The sequence below is a fragment of the Cryptosporangium minutisporangium genome (assembly GCF_039536245.1).
In the GTDB taxonomy this organism is placed as follows: Bacteria; Actinomycetota; Actinomycetes; order Mycobacteriales; family Cryptosporangiaceae; genus Cryptosporangium; species Cryptosporangium minutisporangium.
The window spans coordinates 1-17,032 of sequence record NZ_BAAAYN010000064.1 but is presented as its reverse complement, the minus strand read 5'-3'; the positions used below and the strand labels follow the sequence as shown (position 1 = coordinate 17,032).

The window sequence follows — 17,032 nt, the reverse complement described above, 5'->3', positions numbered from 1 at the left end:
CGGCACAGTGCAGAGCAGCACGATCAGTTACCGGTCGAAGAGGGCGCCCTAGTGGTGCCCGCCCAGCGTGCGGCAGGCGATGACGCCATGCCGGACGCCGCCTTCGAGTCAACGCCCTTCGAATCAGAAGTCCTCCCTTCAGCAACCGTCGATCCGGTCCCGCCCGGGCCCGTCGAGGACGCATCGGTCACCGGTGCGCCGGCGGACGACAGCGTGGCGCCGGACGTCGCCGAACCGCCCGTAGCCGAGCCGGCGGACACCGAGCCGGCGGTAGCCGACGCGGCGGTCGCCGAGCCGCCGGTCGCCGAGGCGGCTGTGACGGGGCCGCTGGACACCGCCCGGAGCTCGGTCGCCGAGGGGCAGCTCTTCAGCCGCCCCAAGACCAGCGGTGTCCACGCAGGTCACCGATACAGCCCCGCGCTGGACGGCATCCGTGCGATCTCGGTGATCGCGATCCTGCTGTACCACGGCGGCGTCGCACTGCCCGGCGGCTTCCTCGGCGTCGACGTCTTCTTCGTGCTGTCCGGTTACCTGATCACATCGCTGCTGCTGATGGAGCACGACCGCACCGGCGGCCTGCACCTGAAGAACTTCTGGATCCGCCGGGCGCGACGCCTGCTCCCGGCGCTGGTGCTGATGGTCGCGGCCGTGCTCGTGCTGTTCCCGATGCTCGGCGTCGAGTGGCCACCGAGCACCCGGGGCGACGCCCTCGCCGTCCTGCTCTACGTCTCGAACTGGTGGTTCGTCCTGCGCGGTGAGTCCTACGCGCAGGCGTTCGAAGACCCGTCGCCGTTCCAGCACACCTGGTCGCTCGCGATCGAGGAACAGTGGTACGTGCTGCTGCCGCTCGTCCTCGTGGTGATGTTCCGGTCGAAGGCCGGACGCCGTGCGCTCGGCTGGCTGCTCGCGGTCGCGGCGCTCGGCTCGGCCGCTCTGATGGCGGCCGTCCAGTCCACGTCGGACGGATCACGCGCCTACTACGGCACCGACACGCGCCTCCAAGGGCTCCTGGTCGGTGCCGCACTCGCCTGCCTGGTCGCGTCGCCGATCGGGCGCAAGTTGGTGAACAAAGCGATTGTCGGGGTGCTCGGCTGGGTCGCGCTGGCCGGCCTGGCCGTTGCGTTCATGGTGGCCGCGCAGGCCGATCCGCAGATGTACCAGGGCGGCTTCCTGGTGTTGTCGGTGGTGGCGGCGCTGGTGGTGGCCTCGGTGGTCGGTACCAGCCGGGTGTCGCCGAACGCCCTGTTGAGCTGGCAGCCGCTGGTCGTCATCGGCGTGCTCTCCTACGGGCTCTACCTGTGGCACTGGCCGATCTACCTGGTGCTGAGCCCGGAGCGCACCGGCATCGACGGCATCCCGCTGCTGATCGTCCGCATCGCGCTCACCGCGCTGGTGTCGATCGCGAGTTTCATCATCGTCGAGCGTCCGCTGCGCATCGGGTCGCCACCGAACTCGCTGGCGTCGCCGCAGGTGGCGGGGCCGATCGCGGCGGCTGCGCTGGTCGCGGCGCTGGTCGGCGTCGCGGTGCCCGGCGTCGCCGGCATCAAGGAGAAGTCGGCGGACTCGGTGGACTCGCTGGCAGCCGTCGCGGCCGACCAGACCCAGGGCGGCAGCGGGGCCAACAAGATCCTCTTGGTCGGTGACTCGAACGCGTTGAGTCTGTTCGCGGCCGTGCGGGAAGACCCCGGGGCGGACGTGAGCTTGAGCATCGCCACCCGGTTCGGCTGCGGTGTGGTGCCGTACACCGCGTCGGTGGAGGGCAAGCCACTCTCGCCCGAGCAACCGCTGTGCACCGACTGGTCCGCGACCCGCGAGATGGAGATCGAGGCGGCGGCACCATCGGTGGGCGTCCTGTTCTCCGGGTCGTGGGAGCAGTACGACCGGTGGATCGGCGGACGGACCGTGCCATACACCTCGCCCCAGTGGCAGGAGGCGACGACGGCCGACTACGTGCAGGTTCTCCGCGAGATCCTGAAGTACTCGCCGCGGGCCGCCGTCGTGCTGAACCACTGCCACGAGGTGCCCGACACCGGGCTCCCGGCCGCGACGATGTTCGCTGCCGGCCGGTACCCGCCGGTGCTCAACGATGCCAAGCGCGTCGCGGCGACGAACGCGGCCGCGATGAAGGCGGCGGCGACGCTGGGAGGCAAGGTGACGGTGATCGACCCGAACCCGTTCCTCTGCCGGACCGGCTACTCGAACGAGCTGAACGGCGTGACGCTCCGGACGGACGGCCTCCACCTCACTACCGCGGGCGGCAAGCTCGTCTGGAACTGGCTCAGGCCGCAGCTGATCACAGTGCGCTGACCGAGCCCTTCCGACCATCCGCGGCCCGCCACCGAACGGTGGCGGGCCGCGCGACGCTGTCAGGCCGTGCTGGACGGGGCGGGCAAGTGGGCAGCGAGGAAGGCACTGACCGCGGCGTCCACGGCAACGGCCTGCGGCGTCTGCGGCGCCGCCTCGAGACCGGGCTCCAGTGCCAGCGGGTGCGCCAGCCCGGGGATCGAAGCGAGAGCGACGCCGGCCGGGTCGGTGTACCGCTCGCGGAGCGCCTCGTACAGGTCGGCGGAGTCGCGCCGGAAGTCGTCGTGGTCCTCCTCGCCGCTGACGATCAGCACCGCCGGCTGCGGCTGGCGAGCCGCGATCTCCTCGGCGCGACCGACGAAGTCGAGCCGCTCGGCGAGCCGACGCGACTCGTCCGACCAGGTGTACTCGATGCCGAACGCCTGGCTGACCAGATCCACCAGCGTGGGCGCGCGCACGGCGGCGTTGATCGCCGCGAGCGCCGCGACCGGATGCTTGGACTCGGTGAGCGCCAGCAGTGCGGCTCCGCCGCCGGCTGACCCGCCCACGAACGAGATCGGCGCGTCGAACAGCGCGGTCGGGGGCAACTGCTCCCGGAGCGCGTCGAGCACGGCAGGCAGCTCGGCAACGGCGCCGGTGATCACGGCGCCGTGGCACTTGAGCAGCGTGTCGTCGCGCACCAACGCCATGATCTCGTCCATGCCACCGGCCGGCATCCGGGTGCTCATCATCGGCAGGCCGAGGTACACCCGCCAGGCCGGGACGCCGTTCAGCGGAAGCGCGGCCGCCATCGCCACCTCGGTGCGCGGCGAGTCCATCAGGTGCCACACGACGACCAACGGGGCCGGGCCGCCGGAGGCGGGCGGCAGTGCCACGAACGGCACCCCTGCGGCGACTCCACTAATTGGCTCCATCAGCATGCTCCTCGGCTCGGCTACGTGACGAGGACGACCCTACTGACCAGGTCCGACACTTCTCACGGCCTGCGCTCTCAGCGAATCCGCTCCCCGCGAACACCGTGGGCGGCCCGCCGAGGGGCGAGCCTGACGGCCGGGCAGTTGTACTTGCTTGAACCTGGAGCCCGCCGAGGACGAGGCTGGCGTCCCGCGCAAGGCCGCCTCGACCTTTGTGTGGTCTCAAGGCCTTGCGCGCGGCCGTCAGGCTCGCCCCTCGGCGGGCCGTGCACTACTTGATGGCGCCGCGGGTTACGCCGGAGATGACCCAGCGCTGCGCGAACAGATAAACGATCAGCAACGGAGCCATCGCCATCAAATAGCTGGCGAACGCCGCCGGATAATTCGTCTGGAACTGGGTCTGGAAGACGTACTGCACCAACGGCAGCGTCGCCGAACCCGGATCCGAGAGGATCACCAGCGGCAGCAGGAAGTCGTTCCACGCCCACAGGCAGGTCAGGATTCCCACCGTCGCGTTCATCGGGGCGAGCAGCGGGAAGATGATCCGCCAGAACACACCCCACGTACTCGCGCCGTCGGTCACCGCCGCCTCTTCCAACTCACGCGGGATCGAGTTGATGTACGCGGTGAAGATGAAGATGTTGAACGCGAGCCCGTAGACGACGTAGAGCAGAATCAGCCCACTGTGGTTGTCCAGGTGCAGGATCGCGGTCAGCTTCGCCACCGGCAGCATGATGATCGGGAACGGTACGAACAGCGCGGAGACGAAGTAGTAGAACAGGATCCGGAACAGCCGCCGATGCATGTTCCGCGCGATCGCGTACGCGACCATGGAGTTAGTGAACAGGGTGAGCACGACCGCGCCCACGGTGATGATCGCGCTGTTCAGCGCCGCGTTCGGGAAGTTCGTCAGCCGCCAGGCGTCGGCGAAGTTCGACCAGCGCACGCGGTCGGGCAACCCGAAGCCGGTACCGCCGAGTTGATCGGTGGTCTTCAGCGACGTCACGATCGCGAAGTACAGCGGGATCATGATCGTCAGGGCGAGCACCACCAGCAGCGCGGTGAGCCACCAGTTGACCTTGTACGGCTCCTCCGAACGCCGCCACCGGAAGCGGCGACGTCCCTCGTCCGGGACTGGAACGGGACCCGCCTGAGTGGAGGGTCCGAGCACGGATGCCGACATCAGACCGACACCTCCCGCCGCTGCAGGACTCGCAACTGCGTGATCGACAGCACCACGATGATGACGAAGAAGAGCACCGAGTTCGCGCTCTGGTAGCCGTACTCGCCGCCTTGGAAGCCGCCCTTGTAGATCAGCACCGACACCGACTCGGTATCGGTGCCCGGCCCACCATTGGTGAGCGCGATGATGTGGTCGAAGATCTGCAGGAACGTCTTGAGCGAGAGCACCATGTTGATCGTGAAGAACCCGGCGATCATCGGGAACGTGACGCTCCGGAATTGCCGCCAGGGAGATGCCCCGTCGATCGCCGAGGCCTCGTAGAGCTCCTGCGGAACGGTCTGCAGGCCGGCGATGTAGATGATGATGTTGAACGCCGCCGCCTGCCAGACCGCGAGGATGACGATCCCGATCCAAGCGGTTTTCGCATCGGTGAGCAGCGAGGTCGACAGTGAGTCGATGCCGAGGCTGGTCGCCAGCGCCGGCAGCGAATTGTTGAACAGGTAGCTGAAGATGTAGCCGACGACGAGGATCGCCAGGACGTTCGGGATGAAGTAGACCCCGCGCAGCGTCGTCTTGAATTTGATCTTGCTGTTGAGGCCGAGCGCGATCGCCAGCGCGATCACGTTCACCAGGATCGTCGCGACCGCGGCGATGAGCAGCGTGAACCAGTAGGCGTGCAGCACCCGGCCGTCGGTGAACAACGCGATGTAGTTACGGAACCCGACGAACTCGGCCGGTCCGTACCCGGGGGAATCGGTGAAGCTGTAGTAGATGCCCTGGAGCACCGGGATCGTGTGGAAGACGAAGAACAACAGGAACGCGGGCAGCACCATCACGTAGAAGGCGCGCGGGATCCGGGTCCGGTCGGGGCGCGCCGGGCGAGGCGCTGCTTCGGGGGCGGAGTCCGGCCGGGTGGGGGTGTCGACGGCCATCAGCTCGTCACCGCCCCGAGGCCCCAGGTACGCCGTTTCGCGACCTTGTCCCAGGCATCGTCGAGGTCGCGGAGGAAGCTGTCGACGTCGCCGTCGAGCAGGAACTCCTGCAGCAGCGGCCCGAGCGGGATCGCCAAGATGAACTGGTGGTCGGTGAAGCCGACGATCCGGCCGGCGTTGACGTAGGGCTGGACGTCGGCCAGCGCCGGGTCGGTGTTCGTGAGGCCCTTGCGGGTGGGAACGGCGACCTGGGCCTTGCAGTAATCGCTCATGACCTTCTCCCCCATGAGGAAATCGATGAAGCGCTGCGATTCCTCCGGGTGCTCACCGTTGCGCGACGCCGTCAGCACGACGTCGACGCCGGAGACGAGCGTCGTCCTCGACGGATCGTCGGTAGCCGGCAGCGGGATACTGCCGACCTCGAACTTCGGCTTGCTCGCCCGGATCTGCGGGACCGCGTAACTGCCGAGCAGCAGCATCGCGGAGTCGCCCGCGGCGAAGGCTGCGGTGCCGTCCTCGTAACCCTTGGAGAGCGGGTCCGGCTGGGTGTACCGGAACAGCTGGGCGAGCTTCTCCATCGCCTCGCGCCAGCCGGTCTGGAAGTCGGTCTCTCCGGCGAACCGGTCCTCGAAAAAGGTGTCGCCCTGGGTCTGGGCGGTCAGCGGCGCGAGCGGTGACTGCGCGGTCCAGTAGTCCGCGAGCATGCCGTAGAACGGGGTGATCCCGGCGGCCTTGAACTTCTCCGCAGCGGCGATCAACTGGTCGAACGTCCGCGGAACCGCGACCTCGTGCTGGGCGAACAGTTGCTTGTTGTAGAGCAGTCCGCTGGCGTTCGCCGCGAACGGGACACCGTTGACCTCGCCGCGAGAACCCTGACCCAGGTTCCGGATGACCTCCAGATAGGCCGGGTTGACGTCGTCCACGATGGGTTCGTCGCGGAAGTCGCGGAAGATCTTGGCGGTCGCCCATTCGCCGAACGGACCGTTCGCGTTCAGCGACATCACGTCCGGTACGTCGTTCTTGACCAGACGGGTCCGGAGCGCGGTCTCCGGCTCCGCGGGATTGTCGACGACGATCCGCACGTCCGGGTTCGCGGCCTCGAACTGCCGCGCGAGGTCTTGGAAGTAGGCCTGAGCTTCGGGCTTGAACTGGAAGAACGTGATCGTCGTCCGGGAATCCCCGCCGGAACAGGCGGTCAACGTCGCTGCGACGAGGAGCAGGCCCAGCAGGAACGGGCCGGTCCGGAGGCGCAAATGGTCGACAGACACGGGCATCACCGACCGTTTCTGTCCCCGTCGGAGACGGGGGCTCAACACCGTCGTAAGAGGGAGGAGAGAAAGGGGCTGAAAGAGGTACGACGCCCCTACCCCTGCCACGACGGGTCGAAACCGCCTCATGAATCGGTGAGAACTGCGGCTTATCGCAGCGCCGATTACCCCGTTTTCTCACCAATTCCTTGGCGCCCGGTGGCGGACTCGCGGGTCAGCCGGGCGCGCGCCGCGAGTTCGGTGACTACGACGATCGCGATCGACTCGACGGCCAGCAGTCCGATCAGGACCAGCAGCTGGGTGGCGCCGGCCTCGACCGCGCTCCCACCGCCGAGCAGCACCCCGACGAACGCGCCCGGCAACGTGACCAGGCCGACCGTACGGGTCTGGTCGAGCGCAGGCACCAGCGCCTGACCCGCCGACGGACGGCAGATCTCCAGGGCGGCGTCCCGATCGGGGAAGCCGAGCGACAGCGCTGCCTCGACCTCGCCGTGGCGGGTTTCCAACTCGTCGAGCGCCCGGCGTCCCGCGAGCGACGTCGCGGTCATCGCGCCGCCGATGAGGATCCCCGCGATCGGGACGATCGCGATGCCTTGCACCGGGACGAGGCCGCCCGCGATCAGCCCGAGAACGATGGGGAGGCTGCCGGATGCGATCGGCAGCGCCGCCCAGAGTGCGGCAGTGACGCGCTCGGGACGGGTCGGTGCCCGGGTGATCCGCTGTCCGGAGGTCCAGGCGGCGATGCCGACCATCACGACGACGAACAGCGCGGTGAACCAGAGCGACGAGACGATCGCGGCGATGAGCAGCGAGACGGCACCGAGTTGGACGGTGGCGCGTACCGCCGCGACCGGGATCGAGCGCCACGGGCCGAGTTGTCCGATACCCGCGACCACCGCGGCGATCAGCGTCAGGACTACCAGCGCGACCGCGAGCCGCGGTCCCACCTCGAGCATCGTCGACGACATCCGCTCAGCATGCCCGGCGCCTCAGCCGGCCACTCGCCGACCTGCCGTGCCTCGGCCGTGCAGCGGCCGGAGCGCCTGCGGTCGCGGGGTGACCGGCGGCGGGGGTCCCACCCGGACGACGGACGCGGACCGCGCTATCGGCCGGTCCGCGGCCCGGCATGGGCAGTGCCGGGCCGCGGACGGCCACCCGTCACCGCACCGGACCGCGCGGGTCGGACGCGGGCCGAGCGGCACCCCGGCCGGCGGGGTCGGTACCGGCCGGGCGGGACTGGACCCTGGTCGCGCGTGGGGGGACGCACGACCAGGAGTTCTCGAGGAGCTCTAACGCCCGCTGGTGATCTTCGGGCGCTCCTTCGTCCCGGACATCACCGAGACGCCGGCGGCAGCGAGCGTGATCTGCGAGGCCAGCTCGATCCAGTCGACGCCGGGCGTCTCCGCGACGCCGAGCACGCTGGCCACGGCGGTACCGAGCAGCGCCGCGACGACACCGACCACGAACGTCATGAGCAGGCCGAGCCGCTGACGGCCAGGCAGCACCGCCCGACCGAGCGCGCCGATGATCGCACCGACTACTAAGGCAGAAATGATTCCGTCGATCTCCACGGCACTCTCCGATGGACGGGGATTCGTACTTCCAAGGGTCGCCCCGCGTCCGCCGGGCGCCTATCGGGGAAGCACCGGAGATCAGCCCTGAGAGATTCCCTGGTCAGGCGACGAAAGTGACCTCCGGGAACCGTGGTGAGCGCCGGTCGAGCAGGTGCCGGTCGGTCCCCCGCAGGTGCAGGTCGAAGAACGCGCCCACGTACGCCCGCTCCACCGCGACGACACGGCGCCCGTCGAGCGTTCCGAACGCCTCGGTGAGGACGGACGGCGCCACCCCGGGTAGCCGCGCCAGCGTCGCCCGGGCCAGGACGATGTCGTGGAAGCTCAGGTGCTCGGTGCCGGCCACTCGGATCTCCCGGTGCCATCCGCGCAGGTTGTCCGCGAACGTGCCCCACGCCGGGGTCGTCGCACGCGTCGTGCTCGACGAGGCGACCAGCAGGAACGGTTCGTCCAGACCGGCGGTGACCACGGAGCCGTACGGGTTGCCGTCCATGTTGACGCCGGCCGTGACTCGCTCGTCCTCGTACGCGACCTGGGCTGCGGTGGCTCCACCGAGCGAGTGCCCGACCATGCCGACGTCGGTCAGCCGCATCCAGCCGGTGTTGCGACGCTCCAACTCGTCCAGTACGAACCGGGCGTCGGCGACCCGGGTGGAGACCATCTTGGCGACCAGCGCGTCCTGCTGATCGGGGTGCTTCTCCAGCAGCGCGGTGATCGTGTTGGGCACCACCCGCCCACCGGGGAACTCGACCGCGATGGCGTCGTGCGGATGATCGATCGTCACCACCACGTACCCGCGGCTGGCCAGGTCCTCGACCAGCGCGGCGCTGGAGTTGCGCTCCGCGCCGTAGCCCGGCGAGAACAACACCACCGGGTGACCGCCCGGCCGCTCAACGACCGGCGCTCCCACTGCGCCGTGCGTACGCACTGCGGCCAGGCCGGGGACGTCACCCGGCGCGCCGGTCAGGGTTTGGACGACGTCCCGGCCGACGGGTCCGGCTTCAGCGGGCGTGACCCAGGGGGCGCGGGGGCGGCCCGCAGTGCTCCGGGTGGGGTACCAGACGTTCACCATCAGCTCGCGGTGTCGCCGCCCGTCCTCCCAGGGATCGGTGCGTGCGGTGTCGATCAGGTGGAGCGGAACGGTGCCGACGGCGTACCGACCGGTCGGCGCCGGCAGCGTCAGCAGAGCGGGCGCGGCCGGCCGGGCCTTCGTGGGTACCGCCGCAACAAGCGGCACCGCCGTAGCGGGGGGCGCCACCGCGGCGGCGGTACCGGCCAGCACGGTCGCGGCTGCGGCGACTGCCAACGCCGCGCGAGGGGCAGTGAGGCGCATCGTTCTCCTTCGCGTCGACCCGGACCGCGACGTGCGGCGGCCGGGCGGGGGCGGCGCGGTCGGCCGTCCGGAGACCGGGCGGAACGCGCCGGCACCCGGCCGACCCGGGCCGAAGACGCCCGGACCGGAGTGGTCGGGGCCTTCTCGACGCTAGGTTCCTGGGCAGGTCCGCCGCGTCTGCCGACGGTCCGGATCCGGGTCTGCCGCACGGCAGAGGCGGTCTGACTCTGCGGCGGAACCGATCTGTCTCTGCGGCAGAGCCGGACGCGCTCAGCGACCGGGACGAACCAGGCCCGCCTCGTAGGCGGCCACGACCGCCTGCACTCGATCGCGAGCACCGAGCTTCGCGAGGATGCGCCCCACGTGCGTCTTCACCGTGCCGGTGGAGACGATGAGCTGCTCGCCGATCTCCGCGTTGGAGCGGCCGCGCGCCATCGCGACCAGCACGTCCCGCTCCCGGTCGGTGAGCGACGCGACGGCTCGCACCGCGGCCGGATCCGAGGCCGGCGCCAGCGTGTCGAGCAGCCGCCGGGTCGTGGAGGGCGCGATCACCGCGTCACCGGCGTGGACGGTCCGCAGCGCCGCCAGCATGTCCTCCGGCGCCCCGTCCTTGAGCAGGAACCCGCTGGCGCCGGCCCGGATCGCGGCCAGCGCGTGCTCGTCGACGTCGAACGTGGTCAGCACGACCACCTTCGGCGGATCCGGTTGGGCGGTGATCCGCCGCGTCGCCTCGATCCCGTCCATCACCGGCATCCGGACGTCCATCACGACGACGTCCGGCCGCAGCCGGGCCGCCTCCGCGACCGCCGCTCGTCCGTCGCCCACCTCGCCGACCACGGTCAGGTCCGGCTGGGAGTCGACGACCAGGCGGAACCCGGCGCGTACCAGCAGCTGGTCGTCGACGAGGAGGACGGTGATCACGCCGGAACCGGAATGCACGCATACACCTCGTGCCCACCGCCCGGTCTCGGCCCCGTCCGCACCGTGCCACCGTACGTCGCCGCGCGTTCCCGCATCCCCACCACACCGTGCCCGCTCGTGCCCGTAGCGCCGACGGGTCCGCGTCCGTCGTCCGCAATACGTAGGTGCAGTTCGGAGCCGTTCCAGCAGACTTCGACCGAGGCGCGGGCCGCAGGCCCGGCGTGCTTGATGACGTTGGTCAGGCTCTCCTGGACGATCCGGTAGACGACCAGGCCGAGGCCGGTGCTCACCGCAGTCGGAGGCGGGTCGAGCCGGAGCGCGACGTCGAGCCCACCCGCGCGGGCCTGGTCGACCAGCGCGGGAACGTCGAAGAGCCCCGGCTGCGGGGAGAGTGGATCCGGGCCGTCCCGCAGCAGGCCGAGCAGCCGGCGCGTCTCCCCCATCGCCCGTCGACCGGTCTCGCCGATCGTGGCCAGGGCGGCCTGGGCCGCGTCCGGTGAGCCCGCGTATCGTCCGCCGTCGGCCTGCGAGATCACGACCGCCAGCGAGTGCGCGACGACGTCGTGCATCTCGCGGGCGATCCGGGTGCGCTCCGCCGACACCGCGAGCAGCGCTTTCTGGTCGCGCTCCACCTCGAGCAACCGGGCCCGCTCGGTGAGCGCGGCCACCCGCTCCTCGCGAACCCGGCGCAGGGACCCCAGCGCCCATCCGGCCAGCACGAACCCGGCCATCGCCGCCGCGAACAACGCGTGGCTGCCGGCCGACGCTTCGGCGACCGGCGGCCAGGTGAGCGAACCGAGCGCGGCTCCGGCCAGACCGGCGGCGAGCATCGTGCGCGCGGCCCAGCGCGGACCGTAGGCGGCCGTCGCGTGCACCGCGAGCGGGACCGCCAGGTCGGCGATGAGCAAGCCCCGCTCCGGGAGGACCAGCCACTGCGCGAACGCGACCGCGGTGACCAGGGCCGCGCACCACACCGGCCGGGCACGGCGGAGCAGCACGCCACAGGCCAGCAAGCCGGAGAAGATCACGGGGAGCCGCCGGTCGGGCTGTAGCAGCAGGTCCAGCGACCAGAGCAGCACCGCGAGCCCCGCGTCGGCCACCACCGGACGTCGGCGCAGCCACGACTCGACCCGTTCGCTCACCATCGTGGTCAGCGTAGGACGCGACGGTTGACGCCCTCGTCTGCCGCGAGGCCGATCCGGAGTACGCCGGAAGGCATACAGTCCTGGCATGGCCGACCTCACGGACGTCGCCCGGCTCGTCGCCGGGGACCACGGACTCAGCGTCGTCTCCACCACCCGCGAGAACGGAACCGTCCAGTCCTCGGTGGTGAACGCCGGAGTGCTGAGCGACCCGGTGACCGGCGAGCCCGTCGTCGGGTACGTCGCCCGCGGCGGCACCCGCAAGCTGGCGAACCTCCGGGCTCGGCCGCACACGACCCTCGTCCTACGGGTCGGCTGGGAGTGGGTCGCGGTCGAAGGGCGTACCCGGCTGATCGGCCCGGACGACCCGGTCGGCGGCGTCGACGACGAGCGCCTACGGCTGCTGCTCCGGGAGATCTTCACCGCCGCCGGCGGGGTGCACGAGGACTTCGACGAGTACGACCGGGTGATGCGGGAGGAGCGCCGCACCGCGGTCCTGATCTCGCCGGACCGGGTGTACTCGAACTGAATCAGGTGCACCCCACCGTCGCCCGCGTGGGCGCGGCGCCCTCCGCGCTCCTGCGGAACGATGTCGGATCACGTGATCGGACATCGTTCCGGGAGGTCTGCGCAGCTCAGCGGTAGTTCGTGAACTGCAGCGCGATGCCGAAGTCCTGGCCCTTGAGCAGGGCGATGACCGCCTGCAGGTCGTCCCGCTTCTTGCCGCTGACGCGCAACTGGTCGCCCTGGATCTGCGCCTGGACGCCCTTCAGGCCCTCGTCCCGGATCGCCTTCGCGATCTTCTTCGCCTTCTCGCTCTCGATGCCCTGGACGATCGTCCCGCTCACCTTGTACGACTTGCCGGACTGCTGCGGCTCGCCGACGTCGAACGCCTTGAGGCTGATGCCGCGCTTGACGAGCTTGTCCTTGAACACCTCGAGCGCCGCGAGCAGGCGTTCCTCGGTGTCGGCCTGCAGCGTGACCGCTTCCTCACCCGCCCAGCTGATCGTCGCGTTGGTGCCGCGGAAGTCGAATCGCTGGCTGAGTTCCTTGGCGGCTTGGTTGAGAGCGTTGTCGACCTCCTGCCGGTCGACCTTGCTGACGACGTCGAACGACGAGTCCGCCACGGTGTACTGCTCCTCCCGGTCGTGTCGGGTACCTGATTGGTGCCCGGGCTAGGTCATTGGCTATCCTGCCTCTTGGCAGTGCAGCACGTGCAAGACCCTAGGCGGGTTGCCCGAGTGGCCAAAGGGAGCGGACTGTAAATCCGTCGGCTTAGCCTACGAAGGTTCGAATCCTTCACCCGCCACACGCAGGCAAAACGGCCCCTGGCCAGCGGAAACGCTGACCAGGGGCCGTTTCGTGTCCGTCGGCTTCGGCGGATGTGGGGCACCCTGGGTGTCCCGTTGTGTCTAGCTGTGTTCCACGGTCTATAAGTGCGGCCGGACGCACGGCGGACAACATCCGAGGCGGTTTCGGCGCCGTTGGGGCCGATCCGCGAGGCGCGGATGCGCCGCACGTCCGCCCGGCAACTTTCGGATTCGGCCCGGGTCCGCTGCCGGTCCAGCGCATAGCGCGACCCCAGCTGGGCAGCCCACCCGCACGTGGCGAGTGCGCCGTGCTGCGGGCGAGAGTCCGGGGCGGATGCCGTGCAGCCGTAGACCGATCATCAGGGGCCGTGCGTCGGCACTCGGTGTCGTGGGGGCGTTGCCGGCAGCCGGAGGGTGAGCTCGGCATGGGGCAAGTCGAGATACCGGGCGTGGGTCTGGAGGCACTGCAGGACCTGCCAGCGGGGCGCGGCAGGCACCGTGCCGACCGGAAACAGGTGGTTGAAGACGTAGCCGCGGGTGCCCTCGCCACGCAGCGCGGTCGTGTCGAGGCAGCGGCAGGTGTGGGGGTCGGGTGGCGGCAGAGCCAGACGTTGTCGTTCGTAGCGCACCCATCGACGCCGGCCACGAGCCGCCGCGAAGGCGATCGCCACCACCGTGATGGTCTCAAGCGGCTCAACCCAATGCGGTAGTCGCGGTAGCTGGGCCACCAGAGCGATCCCGGCCATCAGCGTGAGGATGAAGGTGAACACGTCGATCGGGCGGTAGGTGCGGCTCTTGAGGGCCTGCAGTGGGTCGGCCGTCGCACGGACGATTTGGGAGGTCCGCAGGTCCATGCCTGGTAGCGGGCGGATCCGGACCCATGCCCCGAGCGCGACGCTGACGAGCACGACGGGCAGACCGTTGCCGATCGTGATCGCGATCGCGGCTCCGACGGCGAACAGGACCAGGTGCGGCGCGTACCGGCGCCAGCGATGCGGCGCGTTGTTGCGGTAGGCGATGCGCCACCGCTGCCGAGCGGCGCGGTCTGCGTCGGTGACCGGTTGGGTGGGATCGAGCTCGCGGTGCATGAACCGGCCGATCGTGACCAATGCACGGACACTCGCCCTGTCGCCAGCGGCGATGAGCTCGTCAAGGGTGGCGGCGAGCGGATCGGGTTCGTCGATACACCGGATCAGTTCGGCGCGATCGATGACGTGGACGGCGGCGGCGTAGTTGCCGTCGCCGACTAGGCCGACGGCAACCACGCGTGCGGCGTCCACGTCGCCGGGGAGCTGTTCTTGGAGCAGCTTGGCATAGTGCGTTCCGGTGTCAGGTTGTCCGGCGGCGTCAGCGGCTCGCAACATCAGCAGGAGCAGCAGCGGACTCGGCCACAGGTTCTGGGCGGCCGTGACCAAATCGGGGAACCGGGTGGCATCGCCGCCGATCACTGCGTCGACTTGGTCGACGAAACCGGTCCAGGCTTCGTCTTCGTCATCGGCGGCATGATCCGTCAACAGCGCGTGCGCTTCGGCCGGACGGCCAGCGGACAGCAGGAGTGACGCGTGGTCGACCGCGGAGGGGTCCTCGACGTTGGGGTAGTACGTCGCCGCGTCGTTCCAGCGGCCGTTCCGGAGCAATGTCGCCACGACGTCGGAAGGCTCCACGTCGGCAGCCTGCTCGCCGACGGGTGCGTCGATCCGAGTCACTTCATTCGAATCGGCAACCGGGCGGCGGCGCTGAGCCGAATCACGGTCCTGCCATTCCGCTCGGTCCGCCCCAAAACCCCGCCGCGTTCCTCCCTCCAGGTGCCCGTCACCGACATCGAGCACACCCTGTCCGCCCGCGACCAGCGGCTTCTCCAACGGGTCGACCCACCACGGCTGACAGCTCTCCCAGCGATGTCGCCCACGGTGCCGCGCAACCCGCGTTGGCAAGAGCGGCGCTTCCACGTGGCGCCCGGAGCGGAGGGGTCGTCCGCGTCGGATTGGACGGCATCTCGCGAATCCCGTACGCGAAGTTGACGGCTTGAATCGTTCGCGCGCTAGCCGATAAGGAGCGCACGACCGCCGAAGGGAGGGGACTACGCATGACCGGGGAGCCTTCGATCCAGCCCGCACCGGGCGGACCAATCGCGATGGCACGGACGGCGCTCCTGTCCGGCTGCGGCGGCCTGTTGCTCGGACTTCTCGTCAGCGGCGGCTGGTACCTCGGAATCTCCTTCCTCCCCTGGGAGTAGCAGCGGTCCTCGTCGCAGCCCTCGGACTCGGCGGCGTCATCCTCGGGCCGGTGGCGCTACGCGACTGCGAACGGAATCGCGTCCAGGTTCCCGGGCCTCTCGCCGGGCTGGTATCGGGGCGTTCTCGCTGCCCCTCGCAGTACTAGCGGGCGTGCTGGCGTACCACAGCACCACCGTCGGCATCGCCGTAGTCAGCTAAACGGCGGGTAGCGCAAGCCTCCAAGCAACCGCGCACCGAGTCCTCGGGATCCCACCGGTGATCCGCGGCGCCTACCAGGGAGTACTCGATGACCGATAGTGAAGCTCCGCTGGACCCCGAGCAGCGATACCCGATCCACCGCGTCCTCCCTGAACTCTTCCGGCACCACACGTTCTCGGGACTGGACGTACTCGTGTCCACCGAGCCGGAGTACCCCGTCGTCGCTTACTCACGGCTCGACGAGTCCCCCGACATCGTCCCCATGGACCGCCGCGGGCAGTGGACTCCAACCCGGACGAGCGGCACCCACACCGGGAGCATCCGATGACCGACAGTGAAGCCCCGCTCGACCCCGAGGAGCGATACCCGATCCATCGCGTCCTACCTGACATCCAGATCCACCCCTTGCTCGAGGGCGAGGTAGCCGAGGAGGTATTCGTCCTGATCGAGACGCGGGACGCCGACGGTGATACGTCGTGGTGTTATCGGACCAGCAAGGCCCCGAACCGAGAAGAACTACTCGGCGCCCTCCCCGTGCAGGCCGCGTTGCTTCGGCGTGAGCTTCTCGCCGACTGGATCGACGACGAGGAAGACCAGACCGACTGCGAGCGCCCCGCGCCGCATTGAGCTGGCCTCTCGGGCCCTGCCGGGTCGCAAATTCGCAGGTCACGCATACTTTCCGGGTGGAATCGCTGATCACGCTCGGCGTCGTAGTGCTTGCCGGCGCGCTGTTCTTCGTCATGCGCGCGGTGGGCGCCGCGCGCCGACGCTCGGGCGTTCATGCTGGCCGCACTGCGCGCTGCACGGCACGCCTCGGGTTCGGACACGGCACAGCGCGCCGCGGCCGGTTGTTCGTCTCCGCTGGGCGCGCGGGTTGGGCCCGGTGGCGGCCCCAAAGCTGGGTGGAGCTAACCGGCGGCCGCGTGATGGCAGCTGCCTCGGCAGACTCGGATGACGTCGCACTGCGGCTCGCGCTGCCCGATGGACGCAGCCCGCAACTGGTCTTGCACGAGCAGGACGCTGCCCTGCTGACCCAAGTGCTCACCGCTGGCCGGGGCCCCGACGACGCACCCGAGCGAATGGTCGGGCGACGCTGGCCGTTCGTGGCGTATGCGCTGGTCGCCCTCTGGGTCGGGGGGTGGACAGTGCTGATCGTCGGCGGTCACACCGCGCAGGCGACCGTCACCGCCAACGACGAAGGCACGTGCGACGTCGTGTGGAAGGACCCCGACGGCAGCGGTCACGGCGCCGAAATCGACTGCGACGACGAGAAGCCCGGCGACACCCGCACGGTCTGGGTACTCACACCACCGCTACGGGGCGAGGCCGTCGACGTCACCTGGACCATCGGCGGCGTCAGCCTGTTCGCCGCGATAGGGCTGTTGCCCGCGCTCGTCGGTTCAGCGCTGGACCTCCGCGACCGATGGCTCCTCCGATCAGCGCCGCCACCCGCGATGACCGGCCAGGCGGGCTTGGAACCTGTGCCCGATCGTCTGGTACCAACGGAGGACGCCCTGCGTCCGGGACTAGCCGAGACGCCTGGCGACTACCTCGCGCGGCTGTCTCCATACGCCGCCCGACAGCCTCGACCGCACGCTTGGCTCGATCCGAAGACGCCCCAGGGTGCAGGCGTGCGACCTCCTCCGCGCGGGATCGCGGGATCGTTCTGCGGACCCGGCTTCGTCGTACTGGTCACCCGGGTCTTGCCCCTTGATCCTG

The 17,032-nt window shown here is 69.8% G+C and carries 16 protein-coding genes, 1 tRNA gene and 1 pseudogene; 7 read left to right on the top strand and 11 right to left on the bottom strand.

Features of this window, described 5'->3' with window-relative positions; translation table 11 throughout:
- Window positions 1-213 precede the first annotated feature (213 nt).
- A complete protein-coding gene (locus ABEB28_RS38420) occupies window positions 214-2,307 on the top strand; it encodes an acyltransferase family protein (RefSeq protein WP_345733228.1) in 2,094 nt (697 codons plus the stop codon).
- A 59-nt stretch (window positions 2,308-2,366) separates the two neighbouring features.
- On the opposite strand, the gene ABEB28_RS38415 is transcribed toward ABEB28_RS38420, so the two are convergent.
- The 9 genes from ABEB28_RS38415 to ABEB28_RS38375 all read right to left on the bottom strand — a co-directional run bounded on the left by ABEB28_RS38415 (window position 2,367) and on the right by ABEB28_RS38375 (window position 11,571).
- Complete coding sequence (locus ABEB28_RS38415) at window positions 2,367-3,218, bottom strand: alpha/beta hydrolase (protein ID WP_345733227.1); 852 nt, start codon at window positions 3,216-3,218, stop codon at window positions 2,367-2,369.
- Window positions 3,219-3,489: 271 nt separating this feature from the next.
- Window positions 3,490-4,401: a carbohydrate ABC transporter permease gene (locus ABEB28_RS38410; RefSeq protein ID WP_376980345.1), complete on the bottom strand. Its 912-nt coding sequence runs from the start codon at window positions 4,399-4,401 to the stop codon at window positions 3,490-3,492.
- Window positions 4,401-5,333 (bottom strand): carbohydrate ABC transporter permease, encoded by a 933-nt coding sequence (locus ABEB28_RS38405; protein WP_345733226.1) that lies wholly within the window; start codon window positions 5,331-5,333, stop codon window positions 4,401-4,403. The genes ABEB28_RS38410 and ABEB28_RS38405 overlap by 1 nt, the downstream gene beginning before the upstream one ends.
- Window positions 5,333-6,601: an ABC transporter substrate-binding protein gene (locus ABEB28_RS38400; protein ID WP_345733225.1), complete on the bottom strand. Its 1,269-nt coding sequence runs from the start codon at window positions 6,599-6,601 to the stop codon at window positions 5,333-5,335. The genes ABEB28_RS38405 and ABEB28_RS38400 overlap by 1 nt, the downstream gene beginning before the upstream one ends.
- 164 nt (window positions 6,602-6,765) lie before the next feature.
- The gene (locus ABEB28_RS38395; RefSeq protein ID WP_345733224.1) at window positions 6,766-7,569 is read right to left on the bottom strand and encodes an ABC transporter permease; all 804 of its coding nucleotides are present in this window, start codon (window positions 7,567-7,569) and stop codon (window positions 6,766-6,768) included.
- Window positions 7,570-7,890: 321 nt separating this feature from the next.
- Complete coding sequence (locus ABEB28_RS38390) at window positions 7,891-8,172, bottom strand: GlsB/YeaQ/YmgE family stress response membrane protein (protein ID WP_345733223.1); 282 nt, start codon at window positions 8,170-8,172, stop codon at window positions 7,891-7,893.
- A 103-nt stretch (window positions 8,173-8,275) separates the two neighbouring features.
- Entirely contained in the window at window positions 8,276-9,505 is a 1,230-nt protein-coding gene (locus ABEB28_RS38385) for an alpha/beta hydrolase family protein (protein WP_345733222.1), read from the bottom strand.
- 270 nt (window positions 9,506-9,775) lie between these two features.
- On the bottom strand, window positions 9,776-10,426 hold the full coding sequence (locus tag ABEB28_RS38380; protein WP_345733221.1) for a response regulator: 651 nt from the start codon (window positions 10,424-10,426) through the stop codon (window positions 9,776-9,778).
- Complete coding sequence (locus tag ABEB28_RS38375; protein WP_345733220.1) at window positions 10,423-11,571, bottom strand: sensor histidine kinase; 1,149 nt, start codon at window positions 11,569-11,571, stop codon at window positions 10,423-10,425. Before ABEB28_RS38375 ends, ABEB28_RS38380 begins: the two co-directional genes overlap by 4 nt.
- Before the next feature lie 85 nt (window positions 11,572-11,656).
- On the opposite strand from ABEB28_RS38375, the gene ABEB28_RS38370 reads away from it, so the two are divergent.
- Window positions 11,657-12,097, top strand: a complete 441-nt coding sequence (locus tag ABEB28_RS38370; protein ID WP_345733219.1) for a pyridoxamine 5'-phosphate oxidase family protein — start codon at window positions 11,657-11,659, stop codon at window positions 12,095-12,097.
- A 106-nt stretch (window positions 12,098-12,203) separates the two neighbouring features.
- On the opposite strand, the gene ABEB28_RS38365 is transcribed toward ABEB28_RS38370, so the two are convergent.
- Window positions 12,204-12,695: a YajQ family cyclic di-GMP-binding protein gene (locus ABEB28_RS38365; RefSeq protein WP_345733218.1), complete on the bottom strand. Its 492-nt coding sequence runs from the start codon at window positions 12,693-12,695 to the stop codon at window positions 12,204-12,206.
- A 100-nt stretch (window positions 12,696-12,795) separates the two neighbouring features.
- Here ABEB28_RS38365 and ABEB28_RS38360 point away from each other — a divergent pair.
- Window positions 12,796-12,877: transfer RNA gene (locus tag ABEB28_RS38360), tRNA-Tyr, on the top strand.
- A 360-nt stretch (window positions 12,878-13,237) separates the two neighbouring features.
- Here the strand turns inward: ABEB28_RS38360 and ABEB28_RS38355 are convergent.
- Window positions 13,238-14,542 carry a hypothetical protein gene (locus ABEB28_RS38355; RefSeq protein ID WP_345733217.1) on the bottom strand — a complete coding sequence of 435 codons (1,305 nt, stop codon included), beginning with the start codon at window positions 14,540-14,542 and terminating at the stop codon, window positions 13,238-13,240.
- Window positions 14,543-14,964: 422 nt separating this feature from the next.
- Here ABEB28_RS38355 and ABEB28_RS38350 point away from each other — a divergent pair, with 422 nt between their 5' ends.
- The 4 genes and pseudogenes from ABEB28_RS38350 to ABEB28_RS38335 form a co-directional block, all read left to right on the top strand.
- Complete coding sequence (locus tag ABEB28_RS38350; RefSeq protein WP_345733216.1) at window positions 14,965-15,114, top strand: hypothetical protein; 150 nt, start codon at window positions 14,965-14,967, stop codon at window positions 15,112-15,114.
- A gap of 287 nt (window positions 15,115-15,401) precedes the next feature.
- Window positions 15,402-15,641 (top strand): hypothetical protein, encoded by a 240-nt coding sequence (locus ABEB28_RS38345; protein ID WP_345733215.1) that lies wholly within the window; start codon window positions 15,402-15,404, stop codon window positions 15,639-15,641.
- A complete protein-coding gene (locus tag ABEB28_RS38340; RefSeq protein WP_345733214.1) occupies window positions 15,638-15,940 on the top strand; it encodes a hypothetical protein in 303 nt (100 codons plus the stop codon). The genes ABEB28_RS38345 and ABEB28_RS38340 overlap by 4 nt, the downstream gene beginning before the upstream one ends.
- 56 nt (window positions 15,941-15,996) lie before the next feature.
- Window positions 15,997-17,032: pseudogene (locus ABEB28_RS38335) on the top strand (hypothetical protein); the annotation flags it as partial.

Coding starts and splice junctions, on each gene's coding strand:
- ABEB28_RS38385 (WP_345733222.1), bottom strand. CDS start 9,505: ATGCGCCTCACTGCCCCTCGCGCGGCGTTGGCAGTCGCCGCAGCCGCG.
- ABEB28_RS38395 (WP_345733224.1), bottom strand. CDS start 7,569: ATGTCGTCGACGATGCTCGAGGTGGGACCGCGGCTCGCGGTCGCGCTG.
- ABEB28_RS38350 (WP_345733216.1), top strand. CDS start 14,965: ATGACCGGGGAGCCTTCGATCCAGCCCGCACCGGGCGGACCAATCGCG.
- ABEB28_RS38340 (WP_345733214.1), top strand. CDS start 15,638: ATGACCGACAGTGAAGCCCCGCTCGACCCCGAGGAGCGATACCCGATC.
- ABEB28_RS38415 (WP_345733227.1), bottom strand. CDS start 3,218: ATGGAGCCAATTAGTGGAGTCGCCGCAGGGGTGCCGTTCGTGGCACTG.
- ABEB28_RS38405 (WP_345733226.1), bottom strand. CDS start 5,333: ATGGCCGTCGACACCCCCACCCGGCCGGACTCCGCCCCCGAAGCAGCG.
- ABEB28_RS38370 (WP_345733219.1), top strand. CDS start 11,657: ATGGCCGACCTCACGGACGTCGCCCGGCTCGTCGCCGGGGACCACGGA.
- ABEB28_RS38410 (WP_376980345.1), bottom strand. CDS start 4,401: ATGTCGGCATCCGTGCTCGGACCCTCCACTCAGGCGGGTCCCGTTCCA.
- ABEB28_RS38375 (WP_345733220.1), bottom strand. CDS start 11,571: ATGGTGAGCGAACGGGTCGAGTCGTGGCTGCGCCGACGTCCGGTGGTG.
- ABEB28_RS38345 (WP_345733215.1), top strand. CDS start 15,402: ATGACCGATAGTGAAGCTCCGCTGGACCCCGAGCAGCGATACCCGATC.